Origin of the sequence: Abyssibacter sp., from assembly GCF_964229365.1 — a bacterium.
Lineage (GTDB): Bacteria > Pseudomonadota > Gammaproteobacteria > Nevskiales > OUC007 > Abyssibacter.
In genome coordinates, this window is the sequence record NZ_CAXRDQ010000090.1 from 1 (window position 1) to 23,850 (window position 23,850).

General features: G+C 64.2%; 29 protein-coding genes and 2 pseudogenes. 6 read left to right on the top strand and 25 right to left on the bottom strand.

Features of this window, described 5'->3' with window-relative positions; all coding sequences use genetic code 11:
* A pseudogene (locus tag ACE1EY_RS14955) lies at positions 1–142 on the top strand (IS481 family transposase); the annotation flags it as partial.
* A 39-nt stretch (positions 143–181) separates the two neighbouring features.
* Positions 182–595, top strand: coding sequence for a RidA family protein (locus ACE1EY_RS14960; RefSeq protein ID WP_370300535.1), 414 nt, complete (start codon positions 182–184; stop codon positions 593–595).
* A 363-nt stretch (positions 596–958) separates the two neighbouring features.
* On the opposite strand, the gene ACE1EY_RS14965 is transcribed toward ACE1EY_RS14960, so the two are convergent.
* A complete protein-coding gene (locus ACE1EY_RS14965) occupies positions 959–1,252 on the bottom strand; it encodes a type II toxin-antitoxin system RelE/ParE family toxin (protein WP_370300536.1) in 294 nt (97 codons plus the stop codon).
* Positions 1,252–1,488 carry a type II toxin-antitoxin system ParD family antitoxin gene (locus ACE1EY_RS14970; protein WP_370300537.1) on the bottom strand — a complete coding sequence of 79 codons (237 nt, stop codon included), beginning with the start codon at positions 1,486–1,488 and terminating at the stop codon, positions 1,252–1,254. Before ACE1EY_RS14970 ends, ACE1EY_RS14965 begins: the two co-directional genes overlap by 1 nt.
* Before the next feature lie 306 nt (positions 1,489–1,794).
* Between ACE1EY_RS14970 and ACE1EY_RS14975 the strand changes: the two genes are divergently transcribed.
* From ACE1EY_RS14975 to ACE1EY_RS14990, 4 genes are all read left to right on the top strand, one after another.
* On the top strand, positions 1,795–1,986 hold the full coding sequence (locus ACE1EY_RS14975) for a DUF4169 family protein (protein WP_370300538.1): 192 nt from the start codon (positions 1,795–1,797) through the stop codon (positions 1,984–1,986).
* A 42-nt stretch (positions 1,987–2,028) separates the two neighbouring features.
* Positions 2,029–2,646: a LysE family translocator gene (locus tag ACE1EY_RS14980; protein ID WP_370300539.1), complete on the top strand. Its 618-nt coding sequence runs from the start codon at positions 2,029–2,031 to the stop codon at positions 2,644–2,646.
* Positions 2,647–2,775: 129 nt separating this feature from the next.
* Positions 2,776–3,105, top strand: coding sequence for a CPCC family cysteine-rich protein (locus ACE1EY_RS14985; RefSeq protein ID WP_291515039.1), 330 nt, complete (start codon positions 2,776–2,778; stop codon positions 3,103–3,105).
* 113 nt (positions 3,106–3,218) lie between these two features.
* Entirely contained in the window at positions 3,219–4,304 is a 1,086-nt protein-coding gene (locus ACE1EY_RS14990; RefSeq protein ID WP_291515040.1) for a serine hydrolase domain-containing protein, read from the top strand.
* A gap of 139 nt (positions 4,305–4,443) precedes the next feature.
* Here ACE1EY_RS14990 and fliR read toward each other — a convergent pair whose 3' ends face one another.
* The 23 genes and pseudogenes from fliR to ACE1EY_RS15105 all read right to left on the bottom strand — a co-directional run bounded on the left by fliR (position 4,444) and on the right by ACE1EY_RS15105 (position 23,746).
* A complete protein-coding gene (fliR, locus tag ACE1EY_RS14995; protein ID WP_291515041.1) occupies positions 4,444–5,217 on the bottom strand; it encodes a flagellar biosynthetic protein FliR in 774 nt (257 codons plus the stop codon).
* Complete coding sequence (fliQ, locus tag ACE1EY_RS15000) at positions 5,214–5,492, bottom strand: flagellar biosynthesis protein FliQ (RefSeq protein WP_291515042.1); 279 nt, start codon at positions 5,490–5,492, stop codon at positions 5,214–5,216. The genes fliR and fliQ overlap by 4 nt, the downstream gene beginning before the upstream one ends.
* Complete coding sequence (gene fliP, locus ACE1EY_RS15005; protein ID WP_291515043.1) at positions 5,489–6,235, bottom strand: flagellar type III secretion system pore protein FliP; 747 nt, start codon at positions 6,233–6,235, stop codon at positions 5,489–5,491. Before fliP ends, fliQ begins: the two co-directional genes overlap by 4 nt.
* Positions 6,232–6,687, bottom strand: a complete 456-nt coding sequence (gene fliO / locus ACE1EY_RS15010) for a flagellar biosynthetic protein FliO (RefSeq protein ID WP_370300540.1) — start codon at positions 6,685–6,687, stop codon at positions 6,232–6,234. Before fliO ends, fliP begins: the two co-directional genes overlap by 4 nt.
* A 1-nt stretch (position 6,688) precedes the next feature.
* Positions 6,689–6,949 (bottom strand): annotated as a pseudogene (fliN, locus tag ACE1EY_RS15015) (flagellar motor switch protein FliN); the annotation flags it as partial.
* 129 nt (positions 6,950–7,078) lie between these two features.
* The gene (fliM, locus tag ACE1EY_RS15020; RefSeq protein WP_291515045.1) at positions 7,079–8,059 is read right to left on the bottom strand and encodes a flagellar motor switch protein FliM; all 981 of its coding nucleotides are present in this window, start codon (positions 8,057–8,059) and stop codon (positions 7,079–7,081) included.
* Positions 8,056–8,592, bottom strand: a complete 537-nt coding sequence (gene fliL, locus ACE1EY_RS15025) for a flagellar basal body-associated FliL family protein (protein WP_291515046.1) — start codon at positions 8,590–8,592, stop codon at positions 8,056–8,058. The genes fliM and fliL overlap by 4 nt, the downstream gene beginning before the upstream one ends.
* A gap of 185 nt (positions 8,593–8,777) precedes the next feature.
* Positions 8,778–9,848, bottom strand: coding sequence for a flagellar hook-length control protein FliK (locus ACE1EY_RS15030; protein ID WP_373928102.1), 1,071 nt, complete (start codon positions 9,846–9,848; stop codon positions 8,778–8,780).
* A 50-nt stretch (positions 9,849–9,898) separates the two neighbouring features.
* Positions 9,899–10,336, bottom strand: a complete 438-nt coding sequence (locus ACE1EY_RS15035; RefSeq protein ID WP_370300542.1) for a flagellar FliJ family protein — start codon at positions 10,334–10,336, stop codon at positions 9,899–9,901.
* Positions 10,329–11,711 (bottom strand): FliI/YscN family ATPase, encoded by a 1,383-nt coding sequence (locus tag ACE1EY_RS15040; protein ID WP_291512990.1) that lies wholly within the window; start codon positions 11,709–11,711, stop codon positions 10,329–10,331. The genes ACE1EY_RS15035 and ACE1EY_RS15040 overlap by 8 nt, the downstream gene beginning before the upstream one ends.
* Before the next feature lie 2 nt (positions 11,712–11,713).
* Positions 11,714–12,334 carry a FliH/SctL family protein gene (locus ACE1EY_RS15045; protein ID WP_291512991.1) on the bottom strand — a complete coding sequence of 207 codons (621 nt, stop codon included), beginning with the start codon at positions 12,332–12,334 and terminating at the stop codon, positions 11,714–11,716.
* A complete protein-coding gene (gene fliG, locus ACE1EY_RS15050) occupies positions 12,321–13,358 on the bottom strand; it encodes a flagellar motor switch protein FliG (protein ID WP_291512992.1) in 1,038 nt (345 codons plus the stop codon). Before fliG ends, ACE1EY_RS15045 begins: the two co-directional genes overlap by 14 nt.
* On the bottom strand, positions 13,345–15,030 hold the full coding sequence (gene fliF, locus ACE1EY_RS15055; protein WP_291512993.1) for a flagellar basal-body MS-ring/collar protein FliF: 1,686 nt from the start codon (positions 15,028–15,030) through the stop codon (positions 13,345–13,347). Before fliF ends, fliG begins: the two co-directional genes overlap by 14 nt.
* 25 nt (positions 15,031–15,055) lie before the next feature.
* Complete coding sequence (gene fliE / locus ACE1EY_RS15060; RefSeq protein WP_291512994.1) at positions 15,056–15,400, bottom strand: flagellar hook-basal body complex protein FliE; 345 nt, start codon at positions 15,398–15,400, stop codon at positions 15,056–15,058.
* A 110-nt stretch (positions 15,401–15,510) separates the two neighbouring features.
* Positions 15,511–16,893, bottom strand: coding sequence for a sigma-54 dependent transcriptional regulator (locus tag ACE1EY_RS15065; RefSeq protein WP_291512995.1), 1,383 nt, complete (start codon positions 16,891–16,893; stop codon positions 15,511–15,513).
* Complete coding sequence (locus ACE1EY_RS15070; RefSeq protein ID WP_291512996.1) at positions 16,890–17,273, bottom strand: response regulator transcription factor; 384 nt, start codon at positions 17,271–17,273, stop codon at positions 16,890–16,892. The genes ACE1EY_RS15065 and ACE1EY_RS15070 overlap by 4 nt, the downstream gene beginning before the upstream one ends.
* Positions 17,274–17,356: 83 nt before the next feature.
* Complete coding sequence (gene rpoN, locus ACE1EY_RS15075) at positions 17,357–18,712, bottom strand: RNA polymerase factor sigma-54 (protein ID WP_291512997.1); 1,356 nt, start codon at positions 18,710–18,712, stop codon at positions 17,357–17,359.
* A 299-nt stretch (positions 18,713–19,011) separates the two neighbouring features.
* Positions 19,012–19,722: a response regulator transcription factor gene (locus tag ACE1EY_RS15080; RefSeq protein WP_291512998.1), complete on the bottom strand. Its 711-nt coding sequence runs from the start codon at positions 19,720–19,722 to the stop codon at positions 19,012–19,014.
* Positions 19,723–19,969: 247 nt separating this feature from the next.
* Entirely contained in the window at positions 19,970–20,269 is a 300-nt protein-coding gene (locus ACE1EY_RS15085) for a hypothetical protein (RefSeq protein WP_370300544.1), read from the bottom strand.
* Positions 20,266–20,676 (bottom strand): flagellar export chaperone FliS, encoded by a 411-nt coding sequence (gene fliS / locus ACE1EY_RS15090; RefSeq protein WP_370300545.1) that lies wholly within the window; start codon positions 20,674–20,676, stop codon positions 20,266–20,268. Before fliS ends, ACE1EY_RS15085 begins: the two co-directional genes overlap by 4 nt.
* Before the next feature lie 34 nt (positions 20,677–20,710).
* On the bottom strand, positions 20,711–22,090 hold the full coding sequence (gene fliD / locus ACE1EY_RS15095) for a flagellar filament capping protein FliD (RefSeq protein WP_291513001.1): 1,380 nt from the start codon (positions 22,088–22,090) through the stop codon (positions 20,711–20,713).
* A 67-nt stretch (positions 22,091–22,157) separates the two neighbouring features.
* Positions 22,158–22,517, bottom strand: coding sequence for a flagellar protein FlaG (locus tag ACE1EY_RS15100; protein WP_291513002.1), 360 nt, complete (start codon positions 22,515–22,517; stop codon positions 22,158–22,160).
* Positions 22,518–22,603: 86 nt separating this feature from the next.
* Positions 22,604–23,746, bottom strand: a complete 1,143-nt coding sequence (locus ACE1EY_RS15105) for a flagellin (RefSeq protein ID WP_291513003.1) — start codon at positions 23,744–23,746, stop codon at positions 22,604–22,606.
* Positions 23,747–23,850: the final 104 nt, after the last annotated feature.

Genomic DNA, 23,850 nt, shown 5'->3' on the forward strand with positions numbered 1-23,850 from the left:
CTACGTGTGGCTGTACAACCATCACCTGCCTCAGAAGGCGCTCAAACACCAAGCACCGATACAGGCGATGAAACAGTGGGCACAATCACACCCTCAACTTTTTCGGCGAAATGTACGGAATCTTCCGGGACCCGACACCTAGTCACTGACCGACTTCATCCTCAAAAGAGGAAGTAATCCTATGAAACGAACATCTATAAACCCCACTGAATGGGGGCTCCAATTCAGCTTCGATCAAGGCGAAATTGTCGAGGGCGCGAATCGGCATCTTCGCTGCTCGGGTCAAATATCGGTAACGCCCGACTCCTCAAACGAATTAGGGGTAGCCGTTGTATCTCCTAATGAGATCCGCGGTCAGATCGAGTGCGCACTTGCGAACATTGATTCCATTCTCGAAGAAGCCAATATGTCGCGTTCAAATATTGTCGCGCTTCGGTTTTTTACGACTGATATCGACAGCTTCCTCCAAAACTACGATGTGTACGCTACTTGGATCGCAGAAGCAGGCATCCGACCGCCACAGAGCCTACTTGGGATTCAGCGGCTAGTCCTTCCGGAGGCCATGGTTGAAATAGAGGCCGATGCTGCCGCATAACAAGTCGTATATGGACTCCTCCCGCAACCGAGCAGTTGAAGACGCATAGATCAAGGCGATAGAGCTGCGGTTGCGGTCGTATATTCGGCCTGTTGGTGGGCTCGTCGGCCCTGGCCTTCATGGATATCCGCATCGGATCGTGCCACACGTTGCAACTGAGCTTTTCTCTCGATTCATCAATGCACGGCTACGTGTGACCGGACATCTGTTTCAGGGGCGGTTTGGCTCCGTCGCGATTCATTTCGCTACGTGGCCATGAATCCGGTCAAGGCGAATCTGTCAGTTGAGGCCGGGGAAACGCGGGCGGCGACGCAAGGGAAAGACAGACTCGGAGCAGATTAAATCAGTGTGATTGGTAAGGTGTCACCGTAAAACAAGTCTGGGCTCCATTGATTGGTGCAGCACATCGATGATCTCAATGTGAGCATTACCGACGCGGTAGTAGATAGGGTGCTTTTCCGCTTGAACGCTGTAATAGCCCAGTTTAATTTCGGGGCGTTCGCGGCCCTGAGAGGGGTTAGCTGCAGCGGAACGCATGTGCTGTCGTAGCATGCTCAAGTACTTCTTCCGCTGGCGCTCGCCGAAGTTCTGGTGTGTGTAGTCGCTGATCTGGACGAGGCTTCTCTCCGCCTGAGGCGAGAGGTAGTACTTGGCCATTATCCGATCAAGCGATCCATTGCAGCTTCCCCGTCCAGACCTTTGCCCTGGTCCAATTCAGCTTCACCTGCTGCCAAGGTCTTTCGTAGTAGGTCGAGCTTGGCTTCCTCTTGCTCCAGAAGCCTCATGCCGGCTCGCACAGCTTCGCTGGCTGAGGCGTAGCGGCCAGCTCTTACACGCTCGTCAACAAAGTCGGTAAAGTGGCTGCCAAGAGAAATGCTGGTGTTTCGTCCCATGACGGGCTCCCCGCTACTGTGGAGATGCCGCCACCTTACCAATAATTGGTACACCCACCAAGGTGAGCGGTCTTGTTCGTTGCTCAGCGCGCCAGTGTCAGGTCTTGCGATCCAGCATCCCCGGCAAAACCCTGACTTAGAGCCATGGCCGGACCCGCCCGAACAATCTATCGACCTCGCCATGGGGTCGGATTCACGATGAGATCGTTGGATCGCACGACGTAACCCCGCTCTGCTTGGCGAGAACAGCCTCGCTGGATTGCGCTCGATCACCGAATTCAATCGCTGCAGCGCTACACTGGCGGCATGGGCAAAGTGACGAATCTCAATCGCGTTCGCAAGCGCAAGGCACGCGAGACCGCCGTGCGTGTGGCAGATGAGAATCGCGTGCGCTTTGGTCGCCCGGCATCGCAACGCAAGCAGGACGATGCCCAGCGCGAGGACGCGAACCACCGCCTGGATCAGCACCGCCGCGACCGCACTGACAAACCTGAATAACCGTCGCGGCTGAAACCGCACGTCGCCTCCGTCACGAAACCGATGCAAGACACCACCGTATTGCTGGCCTTTGCCGCCAGCTTCTTCTTCATCGCGGCCTCGCCCGGCCTTTGCATGACGCTGTCAATGTCGCTGGGCATCCGGCTCGGGCTGCGGCGTACGTTGTGGATGATGGCGGGCGAACTCATCGGGGTGGGCCTGGTAGCGGCGGCCGCGGCGCTGGGAGTCAGCAGTCTGCTGCTCGGTGCCCCGAAAGCCTTCGCGCTCTTCAAGCTTGCGGGCGCCGCGTACCTTTTCTGGTCAGGCTGGCAGTGCTGGCGCAGCCCGACACCCGATCTGCAGGCCCCCGCTCAAGCCGACGGCACCACACGCACTCGCCTTGCGCTGCAGGGCTTTCTGACCGCTGCATCCAACCCCAAGGCCTGGGCATTCAATGCCGCGCTATTACCACCGTTTATCGATGCGGCACGCCCTCTTGCACCACAGCTCAGCGCCCTGCTGGTGATTCTCCTGAGCATCGAATTCCTGTGCCTGGTCGGCTATGCGCAGGGCGGCCGTACCTTGGCTGCCTGGCTGCACCGAGGAGGGCATGGCAGATGGCTCAACCGCATTTCTGGCGGACTGATGGTGGGGGTTGGCATCTGGCTGCTGCTGTCCTGAGCCCAGGCCAAATCGATAATCGGCGGACATCGACGGGGCTCAGTAAATCCGAACGGGTAACCTGCCCGCCTAGAACCGTACCTGCCGGGAGCAGGTCCGGATGACTCGAAACGACACACGTGGACGGGCATGTTCAAAAAAGCAATCGACCTATTCAAATTCAAACAGTTACGGTGGCATGAGCCCGGTGCCGCGGCGGCGAAGGAGCAGTGCCCGTGCTGTGATTACGTCACCCTGCCCGCGCGTGGTTATGACCAGATTTGCCCGGTTTGCTTTTGGGAGGATGATGGTCAGGATGTCGACGCGCTCGACATTGGCTCTGGCCCGAACCACGGCATCACGTTGAGAGAGGGCCGAAATAATTTTAAGCAGTTCGGCTCCTGCGAGCTGGCCATGAAAAAGCACGTGCTCGCAGTGGATGAGCGAGATCGGTTTGAACACAAGCCCAGGCATTTCTAGCCATCTGCTCGCGGCGCCCAAGACGGCTCTCGTGCGACGATGCCTGCTCTACCCACGCGTGAGGGTGGGCCGTATAGCGATTAACGTGATCCACAGGCTGGTCTGATCCAATTATGAAGACAATCATCTTTTGCGCGCTGGCGTTGGCGACGTGCTCCGGCGTCGCAGCCGAGCCACAGACGGCTGCACCCACGGGCGTGGCCGCATTCCTGACGGAGCTGGATGCGCTGCGCAGCGAGGCGCACATTCCCGGCTTGTCGGTCGCGGTGGTCCGCGATGGCGAAATGCTGCTTGCCGCCGGCCTGGGTTACGCCAACATCGAGCAAGGTGTCGCCGCAACAGCGCAGACGCCCTACGACATTGCATCGGTGACCAAGCCGCTGTCCGCTGTCGTGGCCCTCAAGCTGGTTGAGGCGGGCACGCTGGATCTGGATAAACCGATTGCGAGCTACAGCGATTGGACCGAGTTCTGCCAGGCCTTCAGCGAACAGCCGTCGATCTTCGCCCAGGATCTGCGCTGCGAGCCGCCGACGCATACGCTGCGGCATTTGTTGTCGCACACGGCCACAGGCGCGCCGGGCACACGGTTTTCGTACAACCCCATTCTGTATTCCTGGGCCTCACGGCCGATCATGGCGGTGACCGATGCGACGTTTTCGTCGCTGGTCGCGCAGCACGTGTTCGCACCCGCCGGCATGCAGCAGTCAGCCCGCCGGTATCGGGATCTGCCGCTGCGTGCCGACCTCGCAGCACGGCTCACCACGTCGTATCAAATTGACGAGGCCGGCGTTGCACGCCCCTCGGGGCCGCGATCACGACAAGGGGACGGCGCAGCCGGCGGGGTGATCTCCACCGTGCTTGATCTCGCGGCATTCGACATCGCGCTAGACGATGGAAAACTCATCTCGGCAGACTCGCGCGCCGAGATGATGACGCCGATGCGATCGAACAGTGGCGCTGCCCTCGACTACGGACTCGGCTGGTACTTGCAGGATTACGACGGCCTGTCGCTGGTCTGGCATTCCGGCTGGTGGGAGGACGCCTCCTCGTCGCTTTATCTGAAGGTGCCTGAGCAGAATCTCAGCCTGATCCTGCTGGCGAACAGCGAGGGCATCTGGTGGCACAACCCGCTGGACGAGGCCGCGGTCGAGCAATCCCGCTTCGCGCAGGCGTTTCTATCGGCATTCGCTCAACGCTGATCGGGGCCGGGTCGTCCGCCCGGATCAGCCAACGGCCCGTTGGCGTCTGGATCAGAGCGCGTAGATGCGCCCGATTGCTGTGCGGATGCGGCATGAGCCGGCCGCCGGCATGGCGCCGGCCCGCGAGGCAGGCCGGTATTCACCGGGTATAAATCGCGGCAATCGACGCCATCGCCTGTTCCAGCCAGTAGTCCAGAACCTGCTGCAGTGCGGGCAGCGCCGTGTACATCGCCAGCAGGCCGAACACCAGCGCCGCCGGCAGGCCGACTGACAGCACGTTAAGCGCCGGAGCGGATCGGCTCATCACGCCGAAAGCGAAGTTGACCAGCAGCAGCGCGCACATGGCGGGCAACGCGACCTGCAAGGCGCCGACGAACATGGCCGTGCCCCACTGGGCGATGGCCAGGTGGGCATCCGGCAACCAGCCGACCAGCACGCCGGGCGGCCAGCCGAAACTTTCCGCGGCCAGAAGAATGAGCCGCACATGGCCGTCCAGCGTCAGGAACAGCAGCGTGGCGAACAGGCTGAAAAACTGCCCCAGCACCGGCGTTTCGACTCCGCGCAGCGGATCGGTCATCTGGGCGAAGCCCAGGCCCATACCCAGCGCGATGAGCTGGCCGCCGAAGGCGATGGCCTCGAACACGATTTGCAGCAGAAAGCCCATGCCTGCGCCGATGAGCAGCTCCTGCGCCACGGCGGCCAGCCAGGGAATCGTCAGCACCTCGGGCGGCTGCGGCGTGGGCACCACGGGCAGGATCACCAGAGTGGTCGCCAGCGCCGCGATCAGGCGGATACGGGTGGAGACCGCTCGGGTACCGATGATGGGCGCGACCGCGAACAGCGCACCAATGCGCAGAAAGGGCCAGAAGAACGTGGCGATCCAGGCCTCGATCTCGCCGGCAGGGATGCTCACTGGATCAGGCCCAGCATTGCCGGAATGCTGGTGTACAACTCGGTGGTGAAGTCGGTGAGCATGCTCAGCAGCCAGGGGCCGGTGAGCCCCAGCGCGGCGGCCATGGCGAATAGCTTGGGGATGAAGCTCAACGTCATTTCGTTGATTTGCGTGGCCGCCTGAAACATCCCCACCGCCAGCCCCACAACCAGCGCGGTGATCAGCAGCGGCGCGGCGAGCAGAAAGGTCAGGTAAAGCGCCTGCTGCCCTTCCGCCAGGACCAGTTCCGGTGTCATGTCGCGAAGCTGCCAGCCAGCGTGCCGAGCACCAGTGTCCAGCCGTCCACCAGCACGAACAGCATGATCTTGAACGGCAGCGAGATCAGCATGGGCGAGAGCATCATCATGCCCATGGACATCAGCACGCTGGCGACCACCAGATCGATGACCACGAACGGGATGAAGATGAAAAACCCGATCTGGAAGGCCGTGGTCAGCTCACTGGTGATGAAGGCGGCTGCGAGTACCGAGAACGCCACGTCTTCCGGATTCTCCGGAATGGTCTCGCTGCGCATGCCGGCAAACATCGCCAGATGGTTCTCGCGGGTGTTCGCGAGCATGAAGCGGCGAATCGGCTCGGCGGCCCGTTGCACCGCCAGCTCGCCCTGCACCACGTCGTCGAAATAGGGCTGCGCGGCTTGCTCGTAAATCTCCTGCCCCACGGGCGCCATGACGAACAGGGTCATGAACAGGCCCAACCCCAGCAGAATCTGGTTCGACGGCGTCGCCCCGGTGCCCAGCGCCTGCCGCAGCAAGGCCAGTACGACGATGATGCGGGTGAAGGCGGTCATGGACAGCAGAATCGCAGGCAGCACGGTAATCGCTGTCATCAGCGCCAGCACCTGAATGGACAGGCTGTAGGCCTGACCACCGTCTTCGGTGGGCTCCAGCGTGATTGCCGGCAACCCTGCCGCCCAGGCGCCCGCAGCCGGCAGCAGCCAGATCACCGGGAGCAGCCACCACCGTTTCTGCGTACTCATTTGGACCGCCCCAGCGATCGCTCCAGGATGGCCATGAACGATGGCGCGGCCGGCATGGGTTGCGGGCTTGCGGCATCCGCCACCGACAACCCGCCGATGACGGTATCCAGATGACGGACATTGCCCGGAGCCACGCCCAGCACGTAATCGCGCCCACCGGCAGAGACGACCACAACGCGTTCACGTTGGCCGACCGCCACGCTGTCGCGCACCTGCAGCAGCCCGCCGCGCCGCAGGTTGCCGCCACTCACGCGGCGTAGCAGCCACAGCACGCCGACGGCCAGCAGCAGAACCAGCACCAGCGCGCCGCCCAGCGTGCCGACCTGGGGCTTGGGCACTGCCGCACCGATCTCGGCCCGCGGTGCAACCGTAGACGACGCCTGCGGCGCCGCTACCTCGGCTGGTTGCGCGCCGCCGGCATCCGCCGACCCCAATGTCGTGGCAAGCACCATCTCAGCTCAGCTTGCGAACGCGCTCGGCCGGGCTGACGACATCGGTCAGGCGCACGCCGAATTTTTCGTTCACGACCACGACCTCGCCATGAGCGACCAGCGTGCCGTTGACAAAGATGTCCAGCGGCTCGCCCGCCAGCCGATCCAGCTCGACGACCGAGCCTTGATTGAGCTGCAACAGGCTGCGAATGGGCATGCGGGTGCGGCCGACTTCCATCGACAGCGTGACCGTGACGTCGAGAATGCAATCGAGATTGAGTTCGGATTCATTGGCCGGCGCGGCCTCGTCGTGAAGTTCGCGCACGGGTGCGGTTTCAGGGCCGGGATTGGGGTTGGAATTGGGCTGTTCGGCGTCGTTTGCGGGGATTTGTTCGGTGGTCATCTATCTGCCTCAATGAATCTGGATGTCGTCGCTGATCGAGCGCACGAGCTTGAGTGCCTGGTTGCCGCCAGAGACGCCGAATTCGCAATCGAATAGCGACACGCCCTCGGCGGAAAAATCAACGGTGTCCGGCATGTCGATGGGGATCACATCGCCCGTCTTCATCCGCAGCAGACGGGACAGGCTCATGCGGACTTCGCAAAGGGTGCTGGTGATGTCGACTTCGGCGCCGAGCAGCTGCTGCTTCATCGTCGCCGTCCAGCGTTCGTCCCGGTCACCACGGTCGCTTTGTATGCCGGCATCGAGCAGATCCCGAATCGGCTCGACCATGGCGTAGGGCAAGGTCAGATGGGCCTCGCCGCCGTGGCCGTCGATGTCGATGTCGAAGCGGCAGACGACCACGATCTCGCTCGGGCTGACGATATTGGCGAAGGCCGGGTTCACCTCGGACTGCATGTACTCGAATTCCAGCGGCAGCACCGGGGACCAGGCCTGCGACCAATCCTCGAAGGCGTGATTCATCAGAATCTGGATCACCCGCATCTCGGTGCCGGTGAACTCCCGCCCCTCGATCTTGGTGTGAAACCGGCCATCCCCACCGAAAAAGTTGTCGACCACCGCAAAAACCAGCTTGGGCTCGAAGATCAGCAACCCGGTGCCGCGCAAGGGCTTGACCTTGATCAGGTTGAGATTGGTGGGCACGTACAACTGGTGCAGATACTCGGAGAACTTCACCGTCTGCACGCCCTTGACGGTGATGTCCGGCGACCGGCGCAGCATGTTGAACAGGCTGATCCGGAAGTAACGCGCGAAGCGCTCGTTGACCATCTCCAGCGTGGGCATGCGCCCGCGCACGATCCGATCCTGCATCGCCAGGTCGTAGCCGCGCACGCCATCCGCGTCGGCCGCATCGGTCGCGGTCTCGACCTCCCCGCCCTCGACGCCGTGCAGCAGGGCGTCGATCTCGTCCTGTGACAGTACGTCGCTCATTGCATGACAAAGCTGGTGAAGTAGACGGCTTCAACCGCGCTCGGCTCGTTCTCCGATTCCAGCACCTGGGTCAGGGCATTGAGCGCCAGGGACTGCAAATTCAGCCGCCCCTCGCGAGATTCCAGCGACTCGTAGCGCTGGCCGCCGAACAGCAACAGCAGGTCGTTGCGAATCATGGGTTCGTGCCGTGACAGGGCCTCGGGCACGGTGTCGTCGCGGGTCATGACCTGCAGCTCGACCTGCAGAAATCGCATGGCGCCGTCGGCATCGGTGAGATTCACCACAAAGGCCGGATCGAAGGCGTGGTAGATCGCCGGACCCTTGGCCGCGACGGTTTCGCCGGTTGCATCTCCTTCGGTGAGTTCGGTTTCGTCCTCGCCGCTCAGGAAGAACCATGCGGCGCCACCGCCAGCCACCAGCACAACGGTGACGGCGACGAGGATGAGTATCAGCGCCTTGCCCGACTGCTGACCCGGCCCGGACGGCTGAGTACGGCGTGACGGAGGATGAACAGAAGCGTGGTGCAGCGACATCGGAGCGTCTCGTGTGGACTGAGGACTGCCCGGATGGGGCAAGCCATGTGCCACGGATTCACGCCGAGACCCCAGCGGCCAAGCAGCCCGTAAGTCACTGTTTCAGTTGGTATTCTTACGCCTGGCAACCGCCGGCGGCGGTGAATTGACGGCGCCGGATGACCGGCTGCGACAAGAAGCTGACGTCAGGCCCAGGTATCCAGCCCGCTCACCACGGCCAGCGAGGTCAGGGTGGCGGCTTCGGGGGCCGGGCCGAGACCCGAATGACTGGCCGGGGCGCTGGCCAGACCAGGCCGAGGTGGCGCCATGCCGGGCCGCGATTGCCCCGACGACGGATTCTTGTCGCCGTCACCAAACTGCTGCTGGATATCGACCTCCACCTTGGAGAAGCCGGCGCTGTCCAGGGCCGACTGCAGGCGTGGCAGCGAGTGTTGCAGCCAATCCAGCGACGCAGGCTGGCGCGCGGCCAGCACCACACGCACCTGTTGCTCCACGGTTTCCACCGAGACCTGCAACTCGCCCAGCGACTCCGGGTGCAGGCGAACCGTCGCCTTGCCGACGCCGTCCCGGAACTGCAATTGCAGCTGCGCGGCCAGTTGATCGGCCGTGGCGATGCCGGCGGCGACGGCGCCCTGGGCGAAGGCCGCAGTCGGTGCCGCCGTGACCAGCGAAGAGCCGCCCGCCGGCGCCGTGAGGCTCAGACTGCTGGCCAACTGCGATGCGGGGTCTGCGGCCACCTTGGCCAGCGCCCCGCTGGTCGGCCGGGCCAGTGGCGTCGCGGAACCGGCAGAAACCTGTGGACCGGCCGTCGCCAATGACTGCCGATGCAGGGTGTCCGCATTGAGAGCGACGAGTTTCGGCGGCATGCCCGGTCCGGTATCCGATCCGCCATTCGCGGCCGGTGCCGAACCAGCCGGTTGCGTCGCGGGCGTCACCTGTCCCGTCGCCCTGCCCGCCGCACGAGCCGCCGCCATATCCGGCGCGGCAGGCCGCCCGGCTGCTTCCGCTTTGCCCGCTGGTGCCGTGCCTTTCCCATCGGCGGACGCCTCTGCTGTCGTCGATACGCCCCCGCCGCGCTGACTGGCCTGTTCGGGTGCGGGTGACGCCAGTCCGGCTGTCGGTTCCGCCGCGGCCGGCGTATCGCCCTCGGTTGGGGGCGACGCGGGTTCGGCGACCGCCTTTTCTGACCCGGCCGGATGCGCGGCAAGGCAGTCTGAAAAAGCGGAGTCGGTCGTGCGGCTGCCGGCAGATTCCATCGCGCCTGACCGGCCGCCTGGCACCGGAGGCGGTGCAGCCTCCAGCCGCATCAACCCGCGCTCAGCAACCACTGAGTCATCGCCGCCTCGTCCTGGGCACATTGCTCCTGGCGACGGCGGTCCTGCTCACGATGGTCACAGGCACTGGCATGCAGATGCTCCATGCGGCGGTGCTCGGTTTGTCGCTGCTGCAACTTGGTGAATTCGCGGCTCAGCCCGGCCTGCTGCTGTTCCACCACCGAAGACTGGTGTCGGCAGGCATCCGCCAACTTGGCGACAAAAGCGCAGCGGTTCGCCAGCGCACCGGCGCTGAGCGCGCCCGCCTGCGGGCCAGCGCCGGCGTACTCGGCAAGGTATTGCTCCAGCGCGTGCTGGCGTTGTTGCTCGTGCTCGACCCGCTGCCCGGCCGTGCTCACGGCGGCCTCCGCCTGCTCTTCACGGAGCCGATAGACGTCGACCAGCTGCCCGGTTCGTTTGGGATCACGCATGACCAAGCTCCTGTTGTTTGCCCAGCGATTGCAGCAGTCCCTGCATGGACAGCGGCAGGCTCGCGCCCTCGTCTGCGGTTTGCCGCAGGTAATCCAGCATGGCTGGCCAGCGTTCGACGGCGCGATCGGTGACCGGATCGCTGCCACGCTGATATGCGCCGATGCGAATCAGGTCGATCTGGCGCTGGTAGGCCGAGTACAACTGGCGGAATTCGTTACACAGCACCTGGTAATCGGCGGAGGTCACCTGCCGGGCAACACGGCTGACGGAAGCCTCGATATCTATCGCCGGATAGCGCCCGGTTTCCGCGATATTGCGCGCCAGCACGACGTGGCCGTCGAGAATGGCGCGTGCGGTGTCGGCGACGGGATCGTTGGGGTCGTCGCCCTCGGTCAGCACGGTATACACGGCGGTGATGGAACCCGAGCCGAGCGTTCCGTTGCCGGCGCGCTCCACCAGCATCGGCAGGCGCGCGAACACCGAGGGCGGATAGCCGCGCGTGGTGGGCGGCTCGCCGACCGCCAGGCCGATCTCGCGCTGCGCCTGCGCAAAGCGGGTTAGCGAATCCATCAGCAACAGCACGTGTTTGCCGCGCGAACGGAAATGTTCGGCGATGGCCGTCGCCCGCCAGGCGGCGTGCACACGCATCAGCGGCGAGCGGTCGGCCGGTGTGGCGATGACCACGGCGCGACTCATGCCGTCCGGACCCAGTGTCTCCTGCACGAACTCGCGGACTTCCCGCCCGCGCTCGCCGATCATCGCAACCACGACAATCTCGGCATTGGTGTGCCGGGTCATCATGCCCAGCAAGGAACTCTTGCCCACCCCCGAACCGGCAAACAAACCGATGCGCTGGCCGCGGCCAACCGTGAGCAGACCATTGATGGCGCGCACGCCGACATCCAGCGGTTCGGTGATTGGCTCGCGCTCCAGCGGATTGATCAGACCGCCGATCAGTGACACGCGGCGATCGGTACGCGGCGACGGCTTGCCGTCCAGCGGCTGACCGCCGCCATCAAACACGCGGCCAAGCAGCCCCTCGCCCACGGCTACTTCACCGGAACGACGGTCCGGCAAGACGCGGGCATTGGCTTTCAGGCCGGTCATGTCGCCGGTGGGCATCAGAAAGCTGCGGGTGCCGTCAAAGCCGACGACTTCGGCTTCGACAAACTCGCCGCTCTCGACCTCCACCCGACAATGTCCGCCGATGGGCATCTGGCAGCCCGACGCTTCCAGCGTCAGCCCGATCGAGCGCTTGAGCACGCCTTCGACGACGATGCCGCTCTCGCTCGTGGGGACTGCGCTGTAACGGCCCAGGCGTTGGGCCACGCGCTCATTGCGTTCGGCCTGCCATGGAAGATGATGCACGGCCATGGTTAGCGAAACGCCGGCGCGACCAGGCGTTCGACCCGGGCGCCGAGCCGTGCATCGGCTCGTGCATCCGGCGTTTCGACCCGGCAATCACCGGGCGCCAGGGCGTCATCCGGCATCAACTTCCAGTGCGGCCCCTCGACCGGCTGATCCATGTGTTCACGCACGAACACTGCATCGTCCGGGTTCAGATAGATGGTGACGTTGCCCTCGGCCCCCGCCACCGATTCCACCGCCTCGTGAATCATATTGCCGATGAGCGTGGGTTCGGTCTGTAGCTCGGCGCGAACAATGCGCCCGGCCACGGCCGATGCAATCTTGAGCAGGGTCTGTTCGACCTCGGAATCCAGATCCGCCAGCGGCTGTACCAGCGTGTGGAAGATCTCCTTGAGCCGGTTGACCCGCTCGGCGGCATCCGCACTGCCCTGCTGGAAGCCCGCATCGTAGCCGCGCTGGTAACCGTCCTGGTAAGCCGCGGCCTCCAGCTGGTCCAGCTCCGCGACCGTGGGAGGCGCATCATTGCTGGCACGCACATTCGCCCTGCCGGGCGCAGGCGCGATGGTCGGTGCCTGCCAGCGGGCGGCCTGCTCGCCGCGTGCGAGTGTTGCCGGATCAGATGAACTCATCACCACCGCCGCCTCCCAGCATGATCTCGCCTTCGTCTGCCAGACGACGGGTCACTTCGAGAATCTCCTTCTGCGCGGCCTCCACATCGGAGACGCGGGCCGGTCCGCGGTTCTCCATGTCGTCACGGAGCATCTCGGCGGCCCGACTCGACATGTTGTTCAGCACCTTGTCGCGCAGCCCGCTGTCCGCGCCCTTGAGCGCCAGCACCAGGGTTTCGCTGTTCACGTCGCGCAGCAGACGCTGGATGCCCATGTCATCGACATCCAGCAGATTGTCGAAGGTGAACATCAGCTCGGCAATCTCGTCACTCAGCCCCTGATCGAACTCGCCGATCTTTTCCAGCAGCGCCTGTTCGGACGACGAGTCCATCAGATTCAGGATGCTCGCCGCCGATTTGCGTCCGCCCAGGCTGGAAGAGCGCGAGCTGTTGTTGTTCGCGAACTGCTTTTCCATGATCTCGTCCAGCTCGCGCAGGGCGCTGGGCTGGATGCCGTCCAGGGTCGCGATACGCATCAGCACATCGGGCCGCACACGCTCGGGCAGCAGCGCCAGCAGTTCGGCAGCCTGGTCGGCGTCGAGATAGGACAGGACGATGGCGATGATCTGCGGATGTTCGTTGCGGACGATCTCTGCAACCGCCTTGGTGTCCATCCACTTGAGCGCTTCCAGGCCCTTGCTGCTCTGTCCGACCAGAATCCGGTCGATGACGCCGCCGGCGCGTTCCTCGCCCAAGGCGCCGATCAGCACGCGGCGCACGTAGTCATCCGAGCCGACGCCCAACGAGGTCTGCTCCTCCAGGGCGCCGACAAAATTCATCACCACCGTGGATGCCTGTTCGCGGGACACGTTCTCCAGCTTGGCCATGGCCGCGCCGAGCCGCTGGACCTCCTTGGCGCCCAGGTGCTTGAGAATCTCCGCAGCCTCGGCCTCGCCCAGGGACATCAGCAAAATGGCAGCCTGGTCCACACGGGGCAGGTCCATCGCCGCGGCCTGCGGCACGATTGCGAGTTCATTCCCCATCATTCACCCACTGCCGGACCACCTGCGCCACCCGCTTGGGGTCTTCGTTGACGACCTGACGAACTGCCGAAACCTGATCTTCATACGGTGCGGCAAGATCAATCGCGAACGGCTTGCTCTGATCGGTCAGTGCCTGGTGCCCTCGAGATCCCGCCGCTGCGGCCTGGGGCGACAGGCTCACCCGCTCCTCACCGGCCATGCCGAGCATGGCGGCATCGCCGCCCGCGCCGGCGAGGGCCATTTGCTGACCGCCCAACATCTGCGCCGGCGAGGCCAGCAGGCTCTTGAGCATGGGGCGGACCAGCGCCATCAGGATGATGATCACCAGCAGCACGCCACCACTCTGGCGTGCCAGATCAGTCACCCAGGGCTGCTGCCACAGCGGGGCGGGCGCCACGTCTTCCAGTTGCCCGATCTCATTCAGAAACGGCGCGTTCATCACCGACACGCTGTCGCCGCGAGCGGCATCAAAACCAATGGCCTCACGGACCAACGCCTCGATGCGGGCGAGCTGATCGGCGGGTAGCGCCTGCATCGCCACCTGCCCCTCGGGGTCGCGCGTGGGCACATGGTCGACCAGTACGGCGGCCGACACCCGTTGCAACCGCCCCACCGACTCGCGCAGATAGCTCGTGGTCTTGTCCAGCTCGTAGTTGCGCACTGATTGCCGCCGCACCGCGCCTGCCGCTGCGACCTGTGATTCGGTGGGTACGGGCGTCGTCCCCGGCAGACCCTGGGGCTTGTTCGTGGTCGCGCCGGGCACGCCGGTGGGCACGGTGCCGGCAGAGCTGTCCTCGGACGTCTGCTCCGACCGGATGGCGGCATCCGGCGCGTAGCGCTCGACGGTCTCTTCCTGCACGGCGTAGTTCATGTCCGCGGTGACTTGCACGCTCAGACGACCGGCGCCAACCATCGGTGCCAGCAACTCGCGAATACGGTCGGAAAACGCCTGCTCCACCCGCCGCGTGTGCTCGAAATTCTTGTTGGTGATCGCCAGTGCGGAATCCTGCTCGCCGGATGACAGCAGACGCCCCGAATGATCGACCACCGACACCCGCCCAGGCTCCAGCGACGGTACGCCCGCCGAGACCAGATGCTGGATCGCGGCAATCTGCGTGCGCTCCAGGCTGCGGCCGGGGAACAGCTGAACGACGACGGAGGCCGTTGGCTCACGCTTCTGCCGCACGAACGGCGACGGCTTGGGCACGGCCAGATGCACCCGCGCCTTGTCCACCGGCTGCAGGCTCATGATGGTGCGGCTGAGTTCGGTTTCCAGCGAATGCTGGTAGCGGGCCGACTCCATGAACTGGCTGACCCCGAGCCCCGGATTCTCCTGCATCGATTCGAAGCCGACCCCGGCGCCCTGCGGCAAACCCTGGGAGGCCAGCGTCAGCCGCGCTGTCTGCACGTCGCCCCCACGCACCAGCACCGAGCCGCGTCCGATATCCATCTTGTAGTCGATGCCCTGGGCGGCGAGTGCGTCGGCCATGGCCGACATGTCGCGCTCGGCGAGCCCGGAGTACACCGGTACCAGAGTCGGCGACTGCGCCCAGAAATAAACCGTGACGCCAATCGCGACCGCGCCAGCAATGCCGACCAGCAGCATCAGCTGCCGCAACCCCGGCACCTGCTTGAGGCGCTGGGCGAGTGTGTCCTGGGTGGCGGTATCGGTCATGGGTCTGGGTCCTTAGGCCGCGTTGTCAGATCGGCATGTTCATGACGTCCTGGTAGGCGTTGACGAGGCGATTGCGCACCTCGGTCAAGGCCGTGAAGGACACCTGCGCCCGGCCCGAGGCGAGCATCACCCTGGCCAGATCGGCTTGTGGGTCACCCATCTGGAACCGGGTCTTGAGGTTATTCGCGGTCTGCTGCGTTTCGTTCACCGACTCCAGCACGGCCTTGGCCGCATCGGTGAACGAGGTTTCCGGTGCCGGGCCAACCGTGCTCAGTGGTTGATTGGTCGCGGCGCGGTCGGCCAGGGCCGGCGACTGCGAACGCAGGCTGCGGATCTGGGACAGCACGCTTTGGACTTCGAAGCTGGACATGGTGGTGACGCGCGGACCTGGGTTTTGGACAGATGTTGCTTACGGTGACTGGGGCAAGTTCCGTACCCCGGTGCGCCGGCTGACCCGCGCCGGAATCCGGACGCGGCCGCTTAGCGCCCCAGGTCGTACTTGCGCAGTTTCTCGACCAGCGTCGTTCGCCGCAGGTGCAGCAGCGTGGCGGCATGGGCGACCACGCCATTGGATGCGTCAAGCGCTTGACGGATCAGCGCCATCTCAACGCTGGCCATGTGATCACGCAGGTCGATACCGCTTTCGGGCAGGCTGGGTGCACGGGCCGGTCCCGGTTCGGCGGTCAGATCAGCCAGCACACCGGCTTGCGAGGCGGTGGCCATCGCAGCGGGCTGGTAACGCTCGGGCAGCTCGTCCACCTCCACACATTGACCGGGATGCAACACCGAGAGCCGCTCGACCAGATTGGCCAGCTCCCGCACGTTGCCGGGCCAGGCATATTGCTGCAGCGCGGCGACCGCCTGCTCGCTTAGCGCGACATCACCGCGCCCGTCGGCCTGCAGCGACGCGATCAGATCATCAACCAGCCGAGGCAGGTCGGCGATGCGGTCGGTCAGACGCGGCATTTCCACCGGGAAGACATTCAGCCGGTAGAACAGGTCTTCACGAAAGTCGCCGGAGACGATGCGTGATTCCAGATCGCGGTGGGTCGCGGCGATGATGCGCACATCGCATTGCTTGGTGTCATTGCCGCCAACGCGCTCGAAGCTGCGCTCCTGCAGCACACGGAGAATCTTGACCTGCATCGGCAGGCTCATGTCGCCGATCTCGTCCAGAAACAGCGTGCCGCCCTCGGCCAGCTCAAAGCGACCACGGCGCTGTGCCACCGCGCCGGTGAAGGCGCCTTTTTCATGGCCGAACAGCTCGGATTCCAGCAGGTCGGCCGGGATGGCGCCACAGTTCACGGCCACGAACGGCTTGTTGGCGCGCCTCGACAGGGCATGGATGCGCCGCGCCGCGACCTCCTTGCCGGTGCCGGATTCGCCGGTGATCAGCACCGTGGTATCGAACGGAGCGACCTGATCGATCATGCTGCGCACACGTTGAATCGCCGCCGATTCGCCAGACGGCCCAAGACGGGACAGCATGCGCTCGGCTTCGGTATCCATCCGCTTGACGCTGACCCGCTGCATCAGTTCCGCGAGTTGCTGATGGCGGATCGGCAACTGCAACACCGCGTGCTCATCCGGGTGCAGCCCGTGAGGCACTTCGACCTGATCGGGCAGCAGCAGGATGTACGGAAACTGCGGGTCGCGCTTGAGCCAGGCATAGAAGCTCTCGCAGCTATCGCCGAGATCACCTATCACGATGGCAGCGTACTCGCGGGGCCTGGTCGCCTGCGCGCAAAGCGCATCGACATCGGCCCAGCATTCAGGAGTGAAATCGACAAACTCCAGCACGGCTCCGACGGATCGGCCCTGCTCACGGTTGGTGTCGATAACGAGTACGCGGGATTCGCTCATGTTGCACCTCGAAGTGCCTGTAGCTGGGTCACAACGCGGTCGACTCCCTCCATGAATTCGGCCTTGCCAATGAAGTTGTCTGCGCCGGCTGCTGCCGCGTGTTCGCGGTGGCCGGCATCGTCGAAATTGCTGACGATGACAATGTGCGGAGGCTCGTCCTGAGCCTTGATCAGCCGGGCGGCTTGCAGGCCGCCCATGCGGGGCATGGAAATGTCCACCAACAGGAGATCGGGCTTGTGCCGTTCGCAGAGTTCGACGGCCTCCTCGCCTGATTCGCCAAAGGCGATGACCTCAATGGCCGGGTGATCGTCCAGCAGCGCCCCTGCCAGAGTCCGAAACGCACGATGGTCGTCCACGACGATGGTTCTGATCTGGTCCATGCTGTCCCCTCCAGTGGGCACAGGTTCGTCGAACAAATTCTTCGACCATACCTGCCGTAACAGCTCGGGGCGAGGCGACGGCGTCACGCCAGCGCCTCGTCCAGGGTGGTGATCCGCTGGGCGCGGAGCTTGGCGGAGTGAATCCCCATGGCCTCGCGATACTTGGCCACGGTGCGCCGTGCCACGGTGACACCGCGGCGAGCCAGAATCGCGGTGATGTCGGCGTCGCAATAAGGCTCGTCGCGCGGCTCGGCGGCGATGATGTTGCGGATCATCGCCTTGACCGCCGTGCCCGATGCGCTGGTTTGCGTGCCTGAACCGACCTCACTGGAGAAGAAGCGCTTGAGTTCGATCACGCCCCGTGGCGTCTGGATGTATTTGCTGGTGGTCACGCGGCAGATCGTGGACTCGTGCATGCCGATGTCGTCGGCAATCTGCTTCAGCGTCATCGGGCGCAGGCCGGCTTCGCCCTTTTCAAGATAGTCCGGCTGCCGTTCGAAGATCGCCTGAACCGTGCGCAGGATGGTGTCGCGGCGCATCTCGATGCTGCGCAGGAACCAGCGCGCTTCCACCAGTTGATCGTTCAGCGCCGCGGCGTCTGCGCGGTTGCACTGGCCCAACATGCGCTCGTATGTGGTGTTCAGTCGCAGATGTGGATGGGCGGCGCCGTTGAGCCGCACCACCACGCCACGGTCGGTGACCGAAACAATCGCATCAGGCACGGTGATTTCGCTGGCCTGCGCATCCAGCCCCGGCTTGGGATTGAGGCGACGAATCGTGTCGATGGCGTCACGCAGCGTGCTCATGTCGACTGCAAGCCGCTCGCAGAGCTCATCGAGTTCCGCATGGGCCAGGGCTTCCAGATGACCGGCCACCAGCCGTGTGGCCAGCGATGCCGCAGGCTCGGCGCTCTGCGACAGCTGCGCCAGCAGGCACTCCCGCAAATCCAAGGCGCCCACTCCGGCCGGGTCCTGTCGCATGAACACGGCGCGCACCTGCTCCACGCGTGCCAGGTCAACATCCAGCCCCGCCTGCGTCAGGCCACGCGCAATGTCGATGGGCCGGTCTTCGAGGTAGCCGGTCTCGTCCAGAGCATCGAGCAGTGTCAGGGCAATCGCCAGGTCCACGGAATCGGAGAACGCGACCTGTAATTGATCCAGCAACCGAGCTCGCAGATCACGATCGGCGTCGCTGGGATGGCGATCTTCAGGGATCTCATCACCTGCCGATGAGCCTAGGACATGGATCGAATCAAACGATTCCGAATCACCGTCATCGGCGGCCATGTCGTCGGATTCCAGCATCAGATTGCGATCGAGGACGTCCGCGATTTCCTGCTCCAACTCCTGGGCGGAGAGTTGCAGAAAGCGGATCGACTGGATCAGCTGCGGCGTCATCGTTGCCGATGTGGTGATCCGCGCGCCAAGATTTTGTCTCATCGGTCGTCCTCCCGAAGCCGCCAGATCTGGTGAGCGTCTGGCATGGCGTCAGTATTCCGACCAAGCCGGTCCCCGGACAATCGGGACGATCCCCACCCCGTGTCGGGGTTTCCCCTACCTGCCCCGACAGAACGCTGTAGGGGTTCGGGCGCAGACGACGGAAAACCGCCACGGAATGCCGTCAAGCCTTTGCTTTTAAATGCTTATTTCGGGAAGACCTGCTCTCACTTCCATCGCGGTGCTGGGCGGCGAACATCGCCAGGTTTCCGACGCGAGGTCAGCCCAACCGGGGCTAGCGGTCAGTGATTGCTGTCGTAGTGACCACGTACCGCAAAGCGAACCAGGGCGTTTGCGGACTTGATGCCGAGTGACTGCATGATGCGCGCCCGGTGGGTTTCCACCGTCTTGACGCTAATGTCGAGATCGGCGGCGATCTGCTTGGTGGAGCGGCCATTGGCCAGTGCACGCAGCACGTCTCGCTGGCGTGGCGTGAACAACGGTCGGCGTCCATTCTGCTCGCCCGGTTGGTCGGTACACCGGCGCCGAGGGACGTCGAACATGGCCCGTGACACCCGTGGGCTGACAAACGTGTCGCCGTTCATCACGGCCCATATCGCGACCGGCAGTTCCTCGGGCGCGGAGTCCTTCACCAGAAAGCCGGTGGCGCCAACGGCCATGGCTTCGCGTACGTATTCGGATTCGGCGTGCATCGACAACACCAGCACCCGCGTGTTGGGACAACGGTCATCACAGCGGCGGATGATGTCGATGCCATGCATGTTCGGCATCACCAGATCCAACAGCAGGACATCGGGCTCCTGCACTTCGACCAATCCGACGACGGCCGCCCCATCGCCGGTTTCACCGACGACATCAACACCGGCGATGGACTCGACCAGTGACCGGATTCCGGCGCGAACCAGGGTGTGATCATCCGCCAATAGAATGCGAATCGGCTTGCCGGCCGCTTCGATTGGCGCGTTCACGCTGGCTTCCAGTTTCTGGCTCATCACCATTCAGCTTGTCTCCCCAGGGCCCGCCAACACATTCACGATCATTGATATGACACTAGCGCAGGTCGCTAGGGCCGACAACAAAGAGATGGGTACGCCGCCGCCTGCCAGCGCGGCGACCGTGACAGGGCTGGCGGGGCGAATGGAGGATGACCCAAGTTTGAGCCTGGCGAACCACGGCAACTGATCCGCGGAAGATGCCGCACGCCGGACGGTAGCCGTCGGGCGCGGAGCCGGATCGGTGTCAGCGCTGAACGGTTCCGGCTTGCGATGAGCGATATGCGCGGTCGGCGTCTTGCTGCCGGGTCATCGTCTGACGTTGCTCGGCGAGCTTGTCCCGGGCCGCACTAGCGGCCTCTTCCAACGCGCGATGACCGACCAGCACGCGGCGCAAATCGGCGGGTAGCAAATCCGCCAACGGCATCCGTCGAATCCGCTCGTCATAACGTTGCCACGCAACATGGGAACGCTCGCCATCGCCCGAGCGCATCGCCTCCAGGCAGGCTCGCTGTGCGGCGAAGATGTCGGTGATGAACGGACTCACCCCATCGCCGTCCGTGCGGGCCGGGGTGCGATCGCTACCCAGGCACTTCGTATTTCTTCCATCAACTCGGACGCCTCGTCCAGGGCCGCGACATCCGCGTGCAGATTGGCGTCCAGCAGGCGGCGAATGACGTAGTCGTAGAGGCTATCCAAACGGTCGGCCAGCCCGCCGCCCACGTCGAAGTTCAGGCTGGCGCGCAGGGCCTCGACAATGGCAATGGTGCGGCTGATGCGCTCGCCCTTGCCGGCAGGATCACCGCGCTCGATACAACCACGAGCCAGGGCCATGCGCTCGGTGGCGCCGTCGAGCAACAACTGGATGAGCTGATGCGGATCGGCGCCGGCCACACCGGTCGTGACCTGATTCCGTTGGTAAGGGTTCGCGCGATTCTTCTGGAAGTAGCTCATCAATGTCTCCGGCATCAGAACGGCCCATGCCGCCCTAGCCCGCCTCCGTCCGGGTGAATCCCGGCAGCGAACTCAATTGCTGTGTCAGGTAGCTGCCCGTCGATTGCAGGCTGGCGACCAATTGGTCCATCGCGGTGAACTGCGCCGTCAGCCGCGCCTCGAAGCGCTCCATCCGACGGTCGAGCCGATCACCTTGTAGTTCGATCTCCTCGAGCCGTGTGTCCAGGCTGTCCTCGCGGGCATCGATGCGACCGTCGTCGGCGGTGAATCCGTCGAGATAGGTGCGAAGACCCGCCGCCAGGCCGTCGTCGCCGCTGAACAGGTCGATCACGGCGTCCAGGTCTGTATCGGCCTTGGCCTCCAACACTGAAGCATCGAATTGCATCGTGCCGTCGACCTCGAAGCTGATGCCGACCTCCGATAGCGAGCCGATATCGCCGTCGAATTGCTGGGTCATCATGGTCCGCAAGGACTGCCTGGCCCCAAGCGCCAGCGGATCGCCGACCAGCGCGCCGGAGGTGCCCCCCGGCACCGCCAGCGACACCGAAGACAAGGTGACCTGAGCGTTGTTGTAAGCGGTGACGAAGGACTGCACGGCGCTGCTCACCGAACCGCTGTCCTGCGCGACATCGATCCGCACGTCCATATCGGGGGTCTCGGCCAACAGCGTGAAGCTGAGCCCGTCCACGGCGTCGGTGATGGTGTTGGTCGATGACGACCGTACGAACCCGTCAATCGACAATTTCCCGTCGCGGGCCTCGGACAGCTCCGTCAGGTTTTCCGTCACGCCCGGATCGTAGACCAGCGCATCGAGCCCCTCGCCGCCGGCCTCCGGCGCAGCCGTCACCCGGATGCTTTGATCGGCACCGGTTTGCTCGGACTCCAGTACCAGGCGCGCGCCATCATCGGCGATGATGATGGATGCACGAATGCCCACATTGTCGTCCGACCCGTTGATCGCATCGCGAATGGCCTCCAGCGAACCGTCCCCTTGCGGCACGCTCACCGAGAACGACGCTTCACCGAGTTCCAGCGTGAGCTCGCCGTAGCCGACTTCGGCCTCGGCATCGGTGTAGGCCTGCGAATGCAGCTTGTGCGCGGAGGCCAGCTGCACGACGCGAGCGTTGTAGCTGCCGACCTGCGCGCCAGACGTTGAGCTGACCAGCAGGCTGCCCTCATCGGCAGACGTGGCCGTCGTCGGCGTGAATGCACTGGGCTCTTCCAGGGTGGACGCCGCACCGGCCAAGGCATTGAGCGACGAGCGCACGCGACCCAGGGCGGACAGCTCCGCATTGGCGGCCGAACTACGGCGCGCCAGCGTGGTGTCCTGCGCGCCGCGCTCGGCGCTGACGAGCTGTGAAACCAGACTGGCGATGTCCAGGCCCGACCCGACACCCAGTGACGAAATAGACATCAACGACTCCTTTGCTGACTGCCCGGTTCAGGCAAGCCGCGTGCCGCGGGGCATGCCCGATAGGCCCTCAAGCCGATACATCCAGGGTGTGCATCTGCCCGCTGTGCAAGCGGCGGGCCGCCTCGACCACGTCCTGCGCAGGCATTTGCTGCAGCACGTCACCGGTCACGTCATCGACCACGGACACGACGAGCAGCTCAGCTTCGCCGTCCACACGAAACCGCAGGCTGGTGCGGGCACCGATCAGCGTGGCGTTGATCTTGTTCACCGCCCGGTGCGTCGCTTCGTCGGAAACGAACGCCCGGTCGTCACGGTTCGCCTCAGCCACTGCGGGCGGGTGTTCCCGAGTCGGTGGATAGGGCATCGGCAGGTCAGGCCGCTCCCTTAAAGCGTCGGTAATCGGGTTGATGCGAATGTCTTCGCTCATGATCGTGTCTCCGGTCGCGGAAACCAAAACGGGGTCAGGCGCGTTCGGCGACCTGACCCCGTTCACTCATCCCCCCTGTTGCGGGCTTAGCCGAGCAGGCTAAGCACGCTCTGCGGTGCGGAGTTGGCCTGGGACAGCATCGCCGTACCGGCCTGCTGCAGGATCTGCCCGCGGGTCAGTGCTGCGGTTTCTTTGGCGAAGTCGGCATCCTGGATGCGGCTGCGCGAGGCGCTGAGGTTCTCGGACTGCACCTGGACCGATGCGACCACCGACTCGAAGCGGCTTTGCACGGCGCCCAGCGAAGCGCGGGCCGTGTTGATCGTGTCGAGCGCGCTGTCGACCAGCTGAATGCCCAGCTGGGCGCCGGCATAACTGGCGACCGACAGGGTGTCGATGCCGGTCGATGTCGCAGGCGTTCCAACCGACCCATTGGCCCAGCCCGCCACGGTGGCGGAGTCGGTCGTGCCCGCAATGGTGATGGCAGCGTCACTAACCAGCGTGATCTGCCCTGTCGCGCTGTCGTATGACGCTCCGACGTCGGTCTGCTGTGACACCTCATTGATGGCATCCACCAGCTGGCCAGCCCGCTCGGCAGCACTGCTGGCACTGGCGACCGCACCGATATCGACACCGTTAACGGTCACGCCGCCGGCGGCGATCCCGGTTGCGAATCCGGTAATGCCCGACGCAGCCACCGACACGCTGGCCTGGGTGACCGAGCCCATCGCGGCCGTGTTGGCATCCACGATCGAAGAGACGGTAATGGTCTCGCCCGCGTTGGCACCAACCTGGAAGCTAGCGCCGGAGAAGGAGCCGTCCAACACGTTCACGCCGTTGAAGGTCGTGGTATCCGCCACGCGGTTGATTTCTTCGAGCAGCTGGCCGACTTCGGTCTGCAACGCGGCACGATCCGTATTGTTGTTGGTCGCGTTGGACGATTGCACCGCCAGCTCACGGATCCGCTGCAGGTTGTTGGTGACTTCACCCAGCGCACCTTCTGCGGTCTGCGCCAGTGAAATGCCGTCGTTGGCGTTGCGTGCGGCCTGATCCAGGCCGCGAATCTGTGCGGTGAAGCGCTCGGAGATCGCCAGACCCGCCGCATCGTCCTTTGCACTGTTGATGCGCAGGCCGGTGGACAGGCGCTGCATCGACGTGGCGAGCATGTCCTGGGAATTGTTGAGATTGCGCTGAGCGTTCAGCGACATCACGTTGGTATTGATCACTTGCATGGCTAAATACTCCTGGTCCGTTTAGGTCGTGGCGCCGGCGGCGCCTAATGCTCAGCGGAGCGTTCCAACCTGGACGTCTCGCCGATACAGCCCGGTTATCGGAC